The organism is Psychrobacter sp. M13 (assembly GCF_030718935.1).
GTDB lineage: Bacteria > Pseudomonadota > Gammaproteobacteria > Pseudomonadales > Moraxellaceae > Psychrobacter > Psychrobacter immobilis_G.
Genome location: NZ_CP132194.1, coordinates 909,671 through 925,595 on the forward strand (window position 1 = coordinate 909,671; position 15,925 = coordinate 925,595).

The 15,925-nt window shown below is 42.8% G+C and carries 11 protein-coding genes and 2 tRNA genes; 7 read left to right on the forward strand and 6 right to left on the reverse strand.

Features of this window, described 5'->3' with window-relative positions; translation table 11 throughout:
* Positions 1-218: 218 nt before the first annotated feature.
* From Q9G97_RS03970 to Q9G97_RS03990, 5 genes are all read right to left on the reverse strand, one after another.
* Complete coding sequence (locus Q9G97_RS03970) at positions 219-1,877, reverse strand: AarF/ABC1/UbiB kinase family protein (protein WP_305899799.1); 1,659 nt, start codon at positions 1,875-1,877, stop codon at positions 219-221.
* A 195-nt stretch (positions 1,878-2,072) separates the two neighbouring features.
* Positions 2,073-2,789 (reverse strand): SCP2 domain-containing protein, encoded by a 717-nt coding sequence (locus Q9G97_RS03975; protein WP_305899800.1) that lies wholly within the window; start codon positions 2,787-2,789, stop codon positions 2,073-2,075.
* Between the two features lie 133 nt (positions 2,790-2,922).
* Positions 2,923-3,807, reverse strand: coding sequence for a bifunctional demethylmenaquinone methyltransferase/2-methoxy-6-polyprenyl-1,4-benzoquinol methylase UbiE (gene ubiE, locus Q9G97_RS03980; RefSeq protein ID WP_371747926.1), 885 nt, complete (start codon positions 3,805-3,807; stop codon positions 2,923-2,925).
* Positions 3,808-4,151: 344 nt separating this feature from the next.
* Positions 4,152-4,862, reverse strand: a complete 711-nt coding sequence (locus Q9G97_RS03985) for a hypothetical protein (protein ID WP_305899802.1) — start codon at positions 4,860-4,862, stop codon at positions 4,152-4,154.
* Positions 4,863-4,916: 54 nt separating this feature from the next.
* Positions 4,917-5,627, reverse strand: coding sequence for a hypothetical protein (locus tag Q9G97_RS03990; RefSeq protein WP_305899803.1), 711 nt, complete (start codon positions 5,625-5,627; stop codon positions 4,917-4,919).
* 403 nt (positions 5,628-6,030) lie between these two features.
* On the opposite strand from Q9G97_RS03990, the gene Q9G97_RS03995 reads away from it, so the two are divergent.
* Positions 6,031-7,665 (forward strand): ATPase, encoded by a 1,635-nt coding sequence (locus Q9G97_RS03995; RefSeq protein WP_305899804.1) that lies wholly within the window; start codon positions 6,031-6,033, stop codon positions 7,663-7,665.
* 360 nt (positions 7,666-8,025) lie between these two features.
* Positions 8,026-9,633 (forward strand): inorganic phosphate transporter, encoded by a 1,608-nt coding sequence (locus Q9G97_RS04000; protein ID WP_305899805.1) that lies wholly within the window; start codon positions 8,026-8,028, stop codon positions 9,631-9,633.
* Between the two features lie 120 nt (positions 9,634-9,753).
* On the opposite strand, the gene Q9G97_RS04005 is transcribed toward Q9G97_RS04000, so the two are convergent.
* Positions 9,754-11,463 (reverse strand): aminotransferase class I/II-fold pyridoxal phosphate-dependent enzyme, encoded by a 1,710-nt coding sequence (locus Q9G97_RS04005; protein ID WP_305899806.1) that lies wholly within the window; start codon positions 11,461-11,463, stop codon positions 9,754-9,756.
* 583 nt (positions 11,464-12,046) lie between these two features.
* Here Q9G97_RS04005 and msrB point away from each other — a divergent pair.
* The 5 genes from msrB (at position 12,047) to Q9G97_RS04030 (ending at position 15,905) form a co-directional block, all read left to right on the forward strand.
* A complete protein-coding gene (gene msrB, locus Q9G97_RS04010; RefSeq protein WP_305899807.1) occupies positions 12,047-12,472 on the forward strand; it encodes a peptide-methionine (R)-S-oxide reductase MsrB in 426 nt (141 codons plus the stop codon).
* A 140-nt stretch (positions 12,473-12,612) separates the two neighbouring features.
* Positions 12,613-13,098, forward strand: a complete 486-nt coding sequence (locus Q9G97_RS04015; protein WP_305899808.1) for a glutathione peroxidase — start codon at positions 12,613-12,615, stop codon at positions 13,096-13,098.
* A gap of 466 nt (positions 13,099-13,564) precedes the next feature.
* Positions 13,565-13,640: transfer RNA gene (locus Q9G97_RS04020), tRNA-Val, on the forward strand.
* A 61-nt stretch (positions 13,641-13,701) separates the two neighbouring features.
* Positions 13,702-13,778: transfer RNA gene (locus Q9G97_RS04025), tRNA-Asp, on the forward strand.
* Between the two features lie 393 nt (positions 13,779-14,171).
* Positions 14,172-15,905, forward strand: a complete 1,734-nt coding sequence (locus Q9G97_RS04030; protein ID WP_305899809.1) for a ShlB/FhaC/HecB family hemolysin secretion/activation protein — start codon at positions 14,172-14,174, stop codon at positions 15,903-15,905.
* The last annotated feature ends 20 nt before the right edge of the window (positions 15,906-15,925 follow it).

A 15,925-nucleotide genomic window follows, 5' to 3' on the forward strand; every position in this document is an offset into this window, starting at 1 on the left:
CTTTATATAATTGAAGTAGGCGCTTTGTTATGTAATGACATCTTAGTGTTTTTTAAGGCATTTCGTCATATGTGTTTTGTAGCTTTTGCAGGGTGCACTCCATCGCACCGATAATGACGCTATCACGAACCACCGGTGCATAAAATGCACCCTACACCCACTCTATTTTTGCAAACAGTACAATACATATTTTTAGATTAATCTCTATCTCAATAACACTAAGCCAAGATACGCCAAATAACAAATAATACGGCCAAGATATAAAATATCGGTGCAAACCATTCCACTTGGGTGGCGATGGCAATATTTATTCCAAAGCCTGCCAAGGCGATCCAATCACGGCGACGATCGTTGAGCATATCAGCGCGGATTTGTTGGATTTCACGCAGTTGACTGTCTTGCCTTGAGCCTTGCGATGCTAGACTTTGCAAGCCTTGATCTAGCAGTTTAGGTATGTCAGTGGCGGATAATAAAATCTCTGGTAACTGCTGACGTAATTGTTGTAAATTACGCACAGGATCGAGCTGCTCTTTAATCCAACCACTCAAGATAGGCTTCGCAAGTGACCAAATATCCAGATCGGGATATAACTCGCGACCTAATCCCTCAACATGTACCAAGGTTTTGAGTAGTAGCATCAGCTGCGGTGGAATGCTCATATGGTGGCGACGCGCGATATCTAATATCTGCATCAAGACGCCAGCAAAATCAATCTCATTGATAGATTTTGACAGCATAGGGCCAACCGTGCGACTCATATCACGCATCAAAGCGTGTTTGTCAGCACTGGGCGGTATCCAGCCTGCACGGCTCACAATATCGACTACTGCGGTAAAGTTATTATTCATAACCGCGAGTAACATACGGGCAACGATCAGCTGATCATCCTTCGATAATGTACCCATAATAGCGCAATCAAGACCGATGTAGCGTGGCTCATAGCCCAAGCTGGCAGGCTGCGCATCATTGCCTAAGAGGCTAACAGGTGGTGTCTCTACAAAGACATTGCCTGGGTGCATATCAGCATGAAAAAAGTTATCACGAAACACTTGGGTAAAGAATATCGTTAAGCCTTTTTTCGCTAAGATAGCGCGGTCATAACCTAGCTTATCAAATAGCTCAACTTGTGAGATCGGCACACCTTGAATACGCTCCATAACGATGACGTTTTTGGCGGCAGCATAGACCTCGGGTACGTACATCAGCGCTGAGTCTAAAAAGTTATTGCGCATCTTAGTGGTATTATCAGCCTCTAGCGTCAAGTCCAGCTCATTGAGCATGACCTGCCGATAGTCCTCGACTAAGTCAATAATATGGATAGCCCGTGCCGCTTCAACCCGTGCAGATACCCAGCTGGCAAGCTCGCGCAACAGCTCAAAATCAGTAATAATAGTGTCACGTATATCAGGGCGCACTACTTTGACCACTACTTCACGCTGATCGTGTAGGGCGGCGCTATGGACTTGCGCGATAGAAGCAGCAGCTAAAGGCTTGACATCAAAGCGAGCAAATAAAGTCTCGATAGACTGACCCAAACCATGCTTTGGATCTTGAATTTGCGCGATAGCAATATTGGGGTCAAAGGATTTAACCTTGTCTTGCAGCTGTACCAGTTGATCGATGATATTAGGTGGCACTAAATCACGACGAGTCGAGAGCAATTGACCTAATTTAAGGAACAGCGTGCCCATGTCTTCTAATGCATACTTAATGCCATTAGGCTGATGCTTCTTACCCCAAGCAGCAGGATGCATACGGATTAAGCGCGCTATCGGTCGTAACTGCGGCGCGTCCTCGATTGAAATATGAGTATCAATGCGATATTTCGCTGCAATGTGTAATAGCTCGCGGAGACGTTTTTGATAGGATAAAAGCATGGGTATTGATTACTCTAAATAAGTACTTTCTATAGATGACGGTTAGCTAAATAGGGTTTTCATACGCTATTTTAGCAAATCATAGCTAGGTTGATTTGGTGGGTTACGCTTGAGCTAACCCACCCTACGCAAAACTTATTATTATAAAAAATTCATATAAGATTCTAGTTCGCACTTAAAATGAACTACTAAAATCTAACTGTTTCTAAGTTTTGCCTGCTCAATCTTGATCGCCATTAATCTTGCTTCTTCACGCTCAATATCAGCGCGAAGTTTTAGCAGTTGCTGTTTAAGATCATTGACCTCAGCTTTATCATTAGGATCAGGCTCATTAGTACCAGCGACCTCATTAGCCCAGATACTCACATCGTCGAATGCACGTTTGGCGGTATGACGTAAGCTCCACTTCAGCTGTTTGATAAGCAGTTGCAATTGACTGGCCATAGGCTTACCAATGATAGGCTCAAGCTGACCTGCAACATCAGGATCAAAACCTGCTATCAGCTGTTTTAACTGCATCAGTACTGTGTAATCTCCTGCAATAGGCAGATTACCCTCAGCACCACGGATTAAGTTCAGGAGCTGCGCAGGATTATCAACGGTAATAGTACAGTCAGGGCTACTATGACCGATACGCGCCAGCTCAGCATCGGCACGGGCGCGCTCATCGTAAGAGTCGGCATCATCAACATTCTTGCCACCACGCGGCTCAAATACACTAACCGTCGTCACAGGCTCAAAACGCAGACGATCATGATTGAATAAAATATCCAAATGAATTTCAGGCAGCGCCATATCTAAACGTAGTACTTTACCTGCCAAAGGTACCAGCCCAGCTTTGGTGATTTCATCACTAGCAATAGCGATATTAATGAGCTTTTCGGCACCAGCCAATAAGAATACCGTAATCATAAGACTCTCACCTATTAAATTAAATTGATCTTACAAACTCAGCTTAGCGTTTGGGTTTTTTAGCTGTCATTACGTTTTCTAATTATCAAACCCTCACGCTTTTAGCTTGTAAGGCTTTTATATTACAAAGCTATTAAGCTTTAAAGCCACGATGCACCGCTACAATACCTGCGGTTAAATTATGATAATCACAATTATCAAACCCAGCCTGTTCCATCATTTGCTTAAGTGTCTGCTGATCAGGATGCATACGGATAGACTCCGCCAAGTACTGATAACTCTCAGAATCATTGGCGATGATTTTGCCCATTATCGGCAGCGCGGTAAATGAGTATAGATCATAGGCTTTAGATAAAGGCTCAAAAATAGGCTTTGAGAATTCCAAAATCAATAAACGACCGCCTGGCTTGAGGACACGATACATAGATTTTAAGGCAGCGTCTTTGTCGGTGACGTTGCGCAGACCAAAGCTGATGGTGACTAAATCGAAGCTTTCATCCTCAAAAGGCGCAAGCGTTTCAGCATTAGCCAGTACAAAGTCGACGTTATTGCAGCCTGCATTAATCAAGCGCTCGCGACCCACTTCTAACATCGCCGCATTAATATCAGACAACACTACATGACCATTACGACCGACCTCACGGCTGAATACTTTAGCCAAATCACCCGTACCACCAGCGATATCTAAGACGTGCTGACCTGCACGAACGCCTGATAAGCTAATAGCGTAGCGCTTCCACAGGCGATGAATACCAAATGACATCAAGTCATTCATAATGTCGTATTTTTTGGCAACTGAGGTGAACACATCGGCGACGCGAGCTTGCTTTTCCGCTTTATTGACTGTTTTGTAGCCAAAATGAGTTTGCTCAGCGCCGTCAGTGTCAGCAGTATGCGGATTGTTAATATCATCACGCTGATTGAAGAGTGTTTGCTGGGTAGCGGCTTTATTCGCAATAGGTGCGCCATCTTTACTGCTTGGCGCCTTTTTATGATTACTGTTTTCACTGTCAGGCATCGTTGTTTGTTGACCCTGAGGCGCGCCAAGGGGCAAGTCTGCCACTTGGGTAAAGCTATCCGCAGTAGGTAAAGGGCTTTGACGCGCTTGGGCTTGCGCGCTGATATTCTGCTGCTGAGCTATGCTATCTTTGATAAGTTTGTCTTGGATCTGACTTTGAGAAGTAGTTCTAGTATCTGTAGCGTTCGTATTGATAGGGTCGCTCATAAAGTTATCTCTTCACTTATAATACAAAGAATGGGTAATATAAAGTATGGGTTTTAAAGTATAGTTTTTTAACCAAAACCAGCTGTATATTGCGGCTAGTTTTGATTAAATAGATTTTTCTTATTAGGGTCAGGCTATCATACCTCAAACGCTGCTATCTTGCCGTCATTATCAGTGGCATGAACCTGATCAATGATCTCAAGTTCACGCTTGCAAAACGGATCAATAAAGCTGCCAACACTTTTAAGGGGTTTCATCGCCGCAAAACCTGCATCCATAAAGTCATATAAAGGCTGATAATTATGGCGATAGGCGGTGCTCTTGGCTAATCCAAACGCTTTACGCAGCACGAATGAATTTAAATACTTATCAGTACGATAGCAGACGTCTTTTAGAGTGTTGATCTGAGTACGGCGCTCATCGGCTTCATCAACACCGCGATAAGCGGCGAGCATATTATCCTCATTCACTGATAAATCATTAGCGATTAGCCACTGTGCTAAATGCATATCCAACTCAATGGCTAATATAGCTGCCTGAATAGCCAAACTGCCCGTCTCCAAGGCAGACTCTTTAGCCAAACGCTCAAGCTTTTTGGCTTTTGGCAAGATACGCTCTAGCTGCTTAGCCAATAGTTTAAAGTCATCACCGCCATAAAGCTGAGTAATAAAGTAATCGGCCATAGGCTTATTTTTTGGCTGTTCAAACAGTTCACGATGCGTGGCTTGGATACGGGCACGCTGCCAAGCCTGTACTTCATTGAGCTTATCATTAAGTGCTTGATCTTCATGATAAGGCAGTGCCCAATAATGCGTTAAGTGACGTTGTAGTTCTTTTAGAGCGGCCATAATTGATAATCCTATTGCTTTTATTGAATGTGAAAAACTTTGAAATGAAACCGTCTATAATACAGTAAACGGATTAATCTTGCCGTCTTTATCCTGCTGTATTCTATCAATAATCATCATCTCGCGCGCACAAAATGGGTCAATAAAACTACTAACGCTATCCAATGGTTTCATAGCGTCAAATCCTGCCTCGACAAAGTCGTAGAGCAGCTGATAATTAAGTCTGTAAACCGTGCTCTTAGCGAGCTGAAAGGCTTTATGCAAAAAGAACGAATTTAAGTATTTATCGGTACGGTAGCAGACCTCTTTTAGATTATTGATCTGGTTACGACGCGCATCGGACTCATCAAGCGTACTATAAGCGAGCATAATGTTGTGCTCATTAGCCGGTAGATCATGAGAAATGAGCCACTGGGCTAAATTTAAATCCAACTCAACCGCCAAAACAGCCGCTTCAATCGCCATGCTACCTGTGGTTAAAGCAGACTCTTTTATTAAACTTTCAAGCTTTTTGGCTTTGGGCAAAACCCGCGCTAGTTGGATGGCAAGTAATTTAAACTCTTTACCACCATATAATTGAGTCAAAAAGTAGTTTGCCATCAGCTGATGGTTAGGATGCGCAAATAATTCGCTATGCGTATGCTGAATGCGTAGACGCTGCAACGCTTGTACTTCATTGAGTACCGTATTAAGCTTGGGATCATCATGATAAGGCAACGCCCAGTAACGCTTTAAGTGTTGTTGTAACTCTACAAAAGCAGTCATGACAGCCAGTCCTATATAATTTTAAACCGTTAAACCCTCAAATCATTTAACCGTAGAACGCTAAGCTATAAAACATAAATAATAAACCACAATAAATCTTTAGCTATAAAAACGTCAGCTCTAAAAGTAAGCAATCAACTATCTAAAAGTAACTATAAGTATAAGAATAGGTATAAATATTTATTATGGATATTCTGTATAAGTAACAGTAAAAGAAAAGCGTGGCTAATACAAATGCCAAACTGTTACATAGCACAATTTTATAAGGATAAGGTGAATGCTATTATTAAGTCTGAAGCATAAAAGTAGGTTGAGCCTATAACTGCCTACTTATGCAAATGAGTGCCCACTTATATCAATGCCTAACTATTATAAAGAGCTTAATTATATAAGGAGTCTAACTATGCCGAAGAATAAGTCCAAGCAAATAGTTTCAGCAACCCATGATCAGGTTGACTCACAAGTCGTCAATGAGCGACTAACGCCCAATCCCTTGAGCGAGTTCTCCTTAGATAAAGATGAGCTAAGGCTGGCGCTAGTCACCGCTCAATTTGCGCTGCGTGCCACTCGCCAGCAAACGCCGTCATCAACCAATAAGCCCACAGGATTACTGGTGTTAGTCAATGGCATGGAGCAGGCAGGCAAAGGTAGTGCGGTCAAGCAATTACGCCAGTGGGTCGATCCGCGCCTCTTAAAAGTCGAGGCGACTATCGGCTATCCACCACAAGATTATCAACCTATTTGGCAAGCACATACGCAAGCTATGCCGCGCCACGGCGATGTGATGGTGTATTTTGGTAACTGGTATGCCGATCTGCTATATAACATCATGCGCATGATAAGTGAAAGTGAAGATAAAAAGAGCGAAAGCTCAGCTAATTTATCAGCGCTACCTATCACTGAGTGGCAAAACTATCTACAGCAACAGCTGGATCAGCTCGACGCTTTTGAGCGCGACTTGGCGGTTAATCAAACCAAAGTATTAAAATGCTGGTTTCATATCGATGCCGAAACCCTAAAAGAGAGACTAAATGATGATGACGTAGACCCGCAGTTTTTGTATCAGATTGACTGGAATGATACTGAGATAGTCGAGCAGTTCAATAAGGTTGCCACCGCGTTATTACGCGAGCAGGGCGATTGGATCATCATAGATGGTAGCGATAAAGAGCAAGCCACTACTAGCTTTTGTCACGAGGTATTGCAAGCGATGCAAAGAGCCTTAGCGAGTAGTCGTGAATCTGATTCTGAACCGTTGGCTGACGAGCCAGCTGAATCTACCAGCCATACTAATACGTTTATGGCTGCTGATATTCCCAAGCCGTTAACCAAGATGAAAGACCCTGATTTGGACAAGTCAGACTATCAAAAGCAGCTAGCAGACAAACAAGCCAAATTTGCCAAGCTCATACGCGCTCGAGATGGTCGTCATGTGGTGTTTGCTTTTGAAGGTATGGATGCAGCTGGCAAAGGCGGCGCTATCAAGCGCATGGTAGCGCCACTTGATCCACGCGAATATCAAATCTATAACATTGGTGCACCGATGCTTTATGAGCTACAGCATCCTTATTTATGGCGGTTTTGGACGCGACTGCCCAATGAGCAAACCGATCGCATTAGCCGTATCGCCATCTTTGATCGTACTTGGTATGGGCGAGTATTGGTTGAGCGTATTGAAGCGTTTGCCGAGGGGCATGAGTGGCAGCGCGCTTATGATGAAATCAATCGCTTTGAGGCTGACTTGGCCGATGCAGGAACGCTGGTGATCAAATACTGGCTGGCGATTGATAAGGAGGAGCAATTAGAGCGCTTTGAGGCTCGCGCCGATACGCCGCACAAGCAGTTTAAGCTCACCGATGATGATTGGCGCAATCGTGATAACTGGAGCAACTACGTGCAAGCGGCAGCTGATATGCTGGCACGTACTGACACTGAAGCTGCGCCTTGGTGCATTATTGCAACTAACGATAAGCGTAGTGCGCGTTTGCAAGTGTTGGATCACGCCATCAAGCAGCTTGAAGCGATGATAAAAGCTTAAGGTTTTTATTAAGGCGCGTTTGCTGGGTCATACAATTACTTTGACAACGGTCTTAAAATAAACATAATAGGGTCGAAGGTTCAGACAGGCCCTATTTTTGTAATAAATCACTTTATAGAAAAATAATCCTAGTGAAGTCTTAAATAAAACATTATTACGGCAATAAGCTTTATAATATGCCCGAAGTTTTTGCTTGGGCATAGTTAAGATGGCCTGCATTATACTTCACTTTTTTATCTCAAATATCATTACGTTACGCTGCTATTTATGTTTTGTATTTATTAAAATTATCGTATAAATAGCAAGGTAACGGCATCAATCGTAGAGCCATCATTCAGCTTACGCAAGGCGTGTTAATCTATGGGTAATAGTAGCAGTTCTAACGCATCAACCAAAGATGTCGGCTCCATGAGAATCAATATATTCTTTGCCATACTGTTAATTGGTATGACGGGCTATTTTTTATGGTGGGGCCTTGACTACACCATGCATCAGCAGACCTCATTGTTTCTTGCTGCTACTGCTTTTGGTGTCTTTATGGCATTCAATATTGGCGGTAATGACGTCGCCAACTCTTTTGGTACCTCAGTGGGCGCTGGGACCTTAACGATCCCCCAAGCATTGGGAATAGCTGCGATATTTGAGGTGTCTGGAGCGGTACTAGCAGGCAGTGAAGTAACCGATACCATCCGTAGCGGTATTGTTGATTTGGACGGTTTGGCCGTCAGTCCCAATCAGTTCATATATGTCATGCTCTCAGCTTTGATCGCTGCTGCGTTTTGGCTACTATTTGCAACTCGTAAGGGTTTGCCTGTTTCAACGACCCATGCCATCATCGGCGGGGTAGTCGGTAGCTCTATTGTGCTAGGTATCACTTTAGGGGGTACCGAAATGGCGCTCTCAACAGTGAATTGGGGCACTATCGGCACTATTGCTATCTCTTGGGTGCTATCGCCACTGCTTGGCGGCTTGATCTCTTATTTATTATATAGTCAGATTAAGAAAAACATCATTGAGTATAATGATAGAACAGAGGCTTATCTTGTCACTTTAAAAGATAATAAAAAGGCTCTAAAGCAAGAGCACAAAGTATTTTTGGAGGCTATGACAGAGTCTGAGCAATTGGCTTATACCTCAGCTATGCTTCGTGACCAAGAAATCTATAAAGACGATGATTGTGTCGTTGAAGATTTAGAGACTGACTATTACAAGAGCCTCTATAAGATTGAGAATGAGCGTAGTAATTTAGATACCTTAAAAGCCATTAAGCAATGGGTACCTATCATTGCTGCTGCAGGCGGGGCAGTTATGTCCTCATTGGTGATATTCAAAGGTCTCAAAAACGTCAATAATAATATGACGACTTTGCAAGGCTTTTTAATCATGGGTATGGTCGCTGCGATGGTATGGCTGGCGACTTTTGTTTATACCAAGAGTATTCGTGGTAAGCACAAAGAAGACCTGACCAAAGCGACCTTTATTATGTTTAGCTGGATGCAGGTATTCACCGCGTCGGCGTTTGCCTTTAGTCATGGCTCTAACGACATTGCCAATGCAGTTGGGCCTTTTGCGGCGATTATGGATGTCATCCGTACTAATAGTATTGCATCAGAAGCAGCTGTACCTCCTGCGGTCATGCTAACCTTTGGTGTCGCGCTTATCGTCGGTCTTTGGTTCATTGGTAAAGAAGTCATTCAGACCGTCGGTACTAATTTGGCTAAAATGCATCCTGCTTCTGGATTTTCAGCGGAGCTTGCGGCTGCTGCTGTGGTTATGGGTGCGTCCACTATGGGCTTACCAGTATCGAGCACTCATACCTTAGTAGGTGCTGTGTTAGGTATCGGTATCGTTAATAGAGATACCAATTGGGCATTGATGAAACCTATTGGCTTAGCATGGGTTATCACTCTACCGGCGGCAGCTATTATGTCAGCACTTAGCTTTGTGATTTTAATACAGATTTTTTAGGTCAGTTTTAGTATCGTTGTCCGTTAAGAAAATAGTGCCGAATAAAAAACGCTTAGCGATAATGTATCGCTAAGCGTTTTTTTAATCCATATAACATGCCTATCAAGTAGCCATTAAGCCTTAAGCATCTGCGGTTTCAGGTTTAGAAGTTTTAGAGTCTTTCGCCTGATCATTGACCACTTTGTCCGTACCATACTGCTTACGTTTTTTGGCGAAGAAGCGATCTAAGCGATCCATAGCATTCTCAAGCTCATCTAAATTCGGCATGAATACTACACGGAAATGATCAGGCGTATCCCAATTAAAGCCCGTACCTTGTACCATTAATACTTTTTCGTCGACCAATAAATCCATCATAAATTGCATATCATCTTCGATAGGATAAATGGCAGGATCCATTTTAGGGAAGCAGTAAAATGCACCTTGAGGCTTAGTACAAGAGATACCTGGAATAGCATTTAGGCGAGAGGTCGTTAGATCACGCTGTTTAGTCAAGCGTCCTTTAGGAGAGGTCAGCTCTTTCATGCTTTGATAGCCGCCCATCGCTGTTTGAATAGCATATTGGCCTGGTACGTTTGAGCATAGACGCATAGAGGCTAACATATCTAAGCCTTCAATAAAATCGGTAGCATGGCTTTTCTGACCAGAAACCATCATCCATCCGGCACGGAAACCTGCGATACGATGCGATTTTGACAGCCCACTGTAGGATAAAACTAGCGCTTGATCGGTCAAAGTACACATAGGGGTATGCGTCGCATCATCATAAAGAACGCGATCATAAATCTCATCAGCCATGATTACTAAATCATGCTCTACTGCGACCTCAACGAGCTGTTTGAGTACTTCGTCAGTATACAAGGCACCAGTAGGGTTGTTAGGGTTAATAATAACGATGCCCTTAGTTTTGCTAGTGATCTTAGATTTGATATCTTCGATATCAGGCTGCCAGTTATCCTCTTCGTTACAGCGATAATGTACCGCTTTGCCGCCCGCAAGGTTAGCCGCTGCTGTCCATAGCGGATAATCAGGCTTAGGAATCAACACTTCATCACCATCGCTCATCAATGCCTGCATTGTCATCACGATAAGCTCAGACACCCCATTGCCTAAATAGATATCACGAACGTCAACCGCCGATAAAAACCCTTTAGCTTGATAGTATTGTAATACCGCTTTGCGCGCTGAAAAGATACCCTGTGAGTCTGAATAGCCAATGGCTTCCGTCAGGTTCATTGCCACATCTCGTATGATCTCATGCGGCGCTGTAAAGCCGAACGGCGCAGGATTGCCAATGTTTAATTTAAGGATACGTTGACCGTCTGCCTCCATCTGATTGGCCGCTTTGAGTAGTGGACCACGAATGTCATAGCAAACGTTCTGTAGTTTATCGGATTTTTTGAGAATGCTCATAGTTTTACCTTCCATAGCTTTATACTGTGAATTTTTAACATTATTATTGGTTGTTTGCTCAGATTGAGACTGATCTTGTGGTTGAGTATCAGTAGGAACCGCTAAGGTTACATTGGTCGCTGATTGATCGTTATCGTTACTAATGTCAGCATGCGAGTTATAGAGATTATCAGGGTTATCGTTGATATCGCCACGTAGTAGATAGCCTTCACTACAGCCTAATAGTCGAGCCAAGGTAGGCAGCTTCGATGATACGATACCGTTAGTGCCACGCTCCCAGTTAGAGATAGCACCGCGGCTCACTTTAGCGCCAGCGTCTGTCATCTCTTTTGCTAACTGCGCTGCTGTTAAGCCCTTAGCACGGCGCAGTGCTACCAAACGCTCAGCTTGGGCTGACTTATCTTGACTGTCTTTCATTATCATCTCACCCTTTTTAAACCATTGATCTAAAGACTGAATAGAACATACTGCGTACTTTATTTTTAAGACATACTTAGATTTAGGACATACTCTGATTTCTTATTGTATAACTAACTTATTATAATTTTTAGTCCAAAAACAAGCTCAGTAGCTCACTCTATATCTAAAGCCGATATAAATACCTAAACTTCATTCAGCACATAATGCAAGATATTATTGCATTTCCGATAAGTATGCAAGCGGTTTATTATAATAAAATTGCAAGATTTACTTGCATTTATCCTATTAAGAATTGTATTGAAAACCTCGCTAAAGTAAAGCTTTATGATAACGGAGGCTATAACCTAACTTACACAAAGCGTCACTGTTGTTTTGGGCTATTGAATAGTGATTTTCTGCTGATACAACTCGATTATAATTCCCAAAAAATAAATATTAATTGCGTTTAAGTTTGGTAAAAATAACTGATCTCATCTTGTAACACAGACCATAACTACCATATCTTAGACAAGTTAAGCTTTTTAGATAACAAGCTTTCAAATATTAAGCTCTTAGGTAAACGATAATATAAGGATAACTCATGCAAGACAAGCAACTTAACAAAGACGAAATCGCGCAGTTAACGGAAGCCGATTGGAAGCAGCGTTTAACGAGTGATGAGTATCATGTGATGCGAGAGAAGGGCACTGAGCGCCCTTTTACTGGCGTCTATAATGATATCGATGATAAAGGGGTTTATCGCTGCAAAGGCTGCGGTGCTAGCTTATTCAACTCAGATAATAAGTTTGATGCAGGTTGCGGCTGGCCAAGCTTCGATCAAGGTGTCGACAATGCCGCGATTGATGAGCATGTCGATGACTCGCTAGGTATGCGTCGTACTGAGGTCACTTGTAGCAACTGCGGGGCACATTTGGGTCATGTCTTCCCTGATGGGCCGCGTGAGACCACAGGTATGCGCTACTGCATTAACTCCGTATCTATTGACTTGGACAAAAACGAGCACTGATACGCTTGTATTAGCGGCTACGGTTTAGCAATTTATTGATATTTAGTAGGGGAGCTAATACTAGCGCCCTTATTTTTATTGGCCATGACTACTACTAAGTCTCACGTACGCAAAAATTTAATGAAAATTAAGGATATATAATGAGTAATATTTACGATTTTAGCGCTGAAACTATGGAGGGCACCACGCAGTCTTTCGCTGGTTACGAAGGGCAAGTGTTATTGGTGGTCAATACCGCTAGCAAATGTGGCTTTACCCCGCAGTTTGAAGGGTTAGAGACGCTATACCAGCAGTACAAAGATCAGGGACTAACAGTGATTGGTTTCCCGTGCAATCAGTTCGGCAGTCAAGACCCTGGTAGTAACAATGAAATTGGCGCATTTTGTCAAAAAAACTATGGTGTCAGTTTCCCAATGATGGGCAAAGTCGATGTCAATGGAAAAGATGCCGATCCTATTTTCAATTGGCTAAAGGATCAAAAGGGTGGCCTATTGACTGATGGCATAAAATGGAATTTTACTAAGTTTTTGATTGGTCGTGATGGACAAGTGATTGATCGGTATGCACCAACGACTAAACCTGATGCTATTAAAGCGGATATAGAACAAGCGCTCGCTGCGAAGTAATCCTCTATACAGAAGCTATACAGAAGAATGCAGCCTATACGAAAGAATTTTATATTTTGGAAAATTATAAAATCAACAAAAACAGATGCTTATAGTTATAGGTAATAAAATAGGCAAAAATACGTCATAAATGTTGAAATAGTGTTTGACAGCCAAGTGTAAATCTATATAATACACACCCACAGCAAGGGGCTTTAATTGGTTCTAAGTTGTTAAAGGCAAGTTTAGAGGGTGACAACTTTAGACGTTATGACTTTTAGAGATTCTTAGTAGAGAATTTCGAATAGAATTGAGAAAGCAGAGATGTTTTGCATATTCTAGAATTTTCCCTTTAAGGAAAATTCTCTTGCGAACCTAAAAAAGCAGTGCTTTTTAGATTTAGTTTAATGCAGAGTTTTTAGAAATTCTATTTAAAGAATTTCTCTTGCGCGCCTAAAATTGCAGTGCAATTTTTTAACGGCGCTCAGGGTGATTAGCTCAGTTGGTAGAGCGTCTGCCTTACACGCAGAATGTCGGCGGTTCGAATCCGTCATCACCCACCACTTATTAGCAAGTGGGTCTGATCTTCTTATAGAAGAAAGGACAAAAGCTAGTACGACCTTAGCAGCGGTAGTTCAGTTGGTTAGAATACCGGCCTGTCACGCCGGGGGTCGCGGGTTCGAGTCCCGTCCGCTGCGCCATATTTAAAACTTAGTTAACTTTTTAAGTTTAAGCAAAGTTTCAACCTCAAGTATTAGTTTACTTGAGGTTTTTTTGTGTCTGGCTTTTGATATATTTTATTCACTTCAAAAATAATATAGAGTATTTGTGTAGTAAAATAATAAGTATCAATTGAGGTATGAAGTATGATTAAGTAATCGTCGTATTCTACAAATATGAAATGTATTAGGTATATAAAACAATAATATAGGCTTAAAATAACTATAAATAAGGCTTGCTTTGAACACTTGTTGATATCATACTTCGTTGACTATATTTATGGTGAACTTATGTATACATATCTTGCTAGTGCTAATCAACCCCGTTTTACTCATCGACTTTTACCAATTAGCATAGCTGCACTATTTATCATAATGTGCCAATCAGCTACCGCAGAGGATATTCTGCCCACTGCCATTGGCGTTAATACGATTACCCCTGATCAATTTCAACAACAGCGCACCGAGGCCTTAAAACAACAACAGCTGACTAGACCCAACGTCAACATTGACACCACTGAATTTCAAGTTACGCCATCCTCTGCTAGTCCAGATACTGATCCTGCATCAACTCCATGCTTTGACATCAACAACATCTATCTCACTGGCGAGCTTAGCGATCAGTTCAACTTTGCTTTGCGCCCGTTTACTACAGGTTCTGAGTCGATGCTCGGTCGTTGTCTATCGGTTAACGATATCAATGGGCTGGTTACTAACGTGCAGAACCGTATCATTGAAAAAGGTTATGTCACCACTCGCGTCTTAGTTGAGAATCAAAATCTTAAAACGGGCAACTTATTTTTAACCCTTATTCCTGGTCGTATCGATCAGATAGCGCCTATCGATATTAAGGCCAGTCGTCCTATTTATATTGACAATACGGGCAACCCTGCCAACTTTGCCCCTGCCATGCCGATGACGTCCGGTGATCTGCTAAATGTACGTGATATCGAGCAAGCCCTTGAGAACTTTAAACGTGTACCAACCGCTGATGCGGATTTCTCTATTATTCCAAGTAGCCGTATGAGTACCCCTGGCTACAGTGATATTCGAGTGAAATGGCAGCAGGATCGCCGCTTTCGTCTATCAGCGAGCGTCGATGACTCAGGGCAAGATAGTACGGGAGTTTATCAAGCTAACGTAACCTTGTCGCTGGATAATCCGACCTGGAATAATGATCTACTGTATGTGTCCTATAACCGTGATCTCGATGGTGGTAATGAGGATAGCGATGGTAGCGACGGCTATAACGTCGGTTATGTCCTACCTATAGATAATACTCTAATCACGCTAACCCATAGCGGTTATAACTATGATCAAACCATTGCCGGTATCAATCAAGATTACGTCTATAGCGGTGAGTCCTATAACACTGATCTATTAGTCTCACAACTCGTCCATCGTGACAATCATAGTAAGACTTTCCTTAAAGCAGGCGGCTTTGCCAGACAGCAAAGCAACTTTATTGATGATACTGAGGTTGAAGTACAGCGCCGCCGTACGGCAGGCTATAGAGTCGGTGTCGGCTATGAGACGGTTATTGGAAAGACGCAGTGGTTAGGTGACATCCTCTATCAGCGTGGCACCGGTGCTTTTAATGCGATTACTCCGCCAGAAGCCCTCTTTAATGAAGGTAGTGCGCGCGCCGGTATTATCAAGACCAACATCGATATGAGCCGTCCGCTAAGCGTCGCTGACCAAGCGCTCAATTACCGCGCGACCTTTAGGGGTCAATATGCCACCGAAGCACTCGTACCCAATGAGCGCTTAATCATTGGCGGGCGCTACACAGTACGCGGCTTCGATGGTGATCGTAGTCTTAGCGGTGATCATGGCGCACTGCTTAGACAAGAGCTCAGCGCTTATATCGGTGATAGACCGCACGCAATTTATGTAGGCGTCGATGCAGGATACGTCAAGCTCGATAATAGTGAGCAAGATGACTTGCTACTAGGTCATCATCTGATTGGCGGTGTGGTCGGGGTCAAAGGTTATGTGACGCCACTACGCACAAGCTATGACTTATTTGCAGGATATCCGCTCGCGCAGCCGGATAACTTTAGTGATAAAGACTGGGTAACTGGCTTTAGCTTAGGTTGGCAGTATTAAGCTAAAGCTCTGATAGCTTA

Coding starts and splice junctions, on each gene's coding strand:
- Q9G97_RS03970 (WP_305899799.1), bottom strand. CDS start 1,877: ATGCTTTTATCCTATCAAAAACGTCTCCGCGAGCTATTACACATTGCA.
- Q9G97_RS03975 (WP_305899800.1), bottom strand. CDS start 2,789: ATGATTACGGTATTCTTATTGGCTGGTGCCGAAAAGCTCATTAATATC.
- ubiE (WP_371747926.1), bottom strand. CDS start 3,807: ATGCCTGACAGTGAAAACAGTAATCATAAAAAGGCGCCAAGCAGTAAA.
- Q9G97_RS03985 (WP_305899802.1), bottom strand. CDS start 4,862: ATGGCCGCTCTAAAAGAACTACAACGTCACTTAACGCATTATTGGGCA.
- Q9G97_RS03990 (WP_305899803.1), bottom strand. CDS start 5,627: ATGACTGCTTTTGTAGAGTTACAACAACACTTAAAGCGTTACTGGGCG.
- Q9G97_RS03995 (WP_305899804.1), top strand. CDS start 6,031: ATGCCGAAGAATAAGTCCAAGCAAATAGTTTCAGCAACCCATGATCAG.
- Q9G97_RS04000 (WP_305899805.1), top strand. CDS start 8,026: ATGGGTAATAGTAGCAGTTCTAACGCATCAACCAAAGATGTCGGCTCC.
- Q9G97_RS04005 (WP_305899806.1), bottom strand. CDS start 11,463: ATGAAAGACAGTCAAGATAAGTCAGCCCAAGCTGAGCGTTTGGTAGCA.
- msrB (WP_305899807.1), top strand. CDS start 12,047: ATGCAAGACAAGCAACTTAACAAAGACGAAATCGCGCAGTTAACGGAA.
- Q9G97_RS04015 (WP_305899808.1), top strand. CDS start 12,613: ATGAGTAATATTTACGATTTTAGCGCTGAAACTATGGAGGGCACCACG.
- Q9G97_RS04030 (WP_305899809.1), top strand. CDS start 14,172: ATGTGCCAATCAGCTACCGCAGAGGATATTCTGCCCACTGCCATTGGC.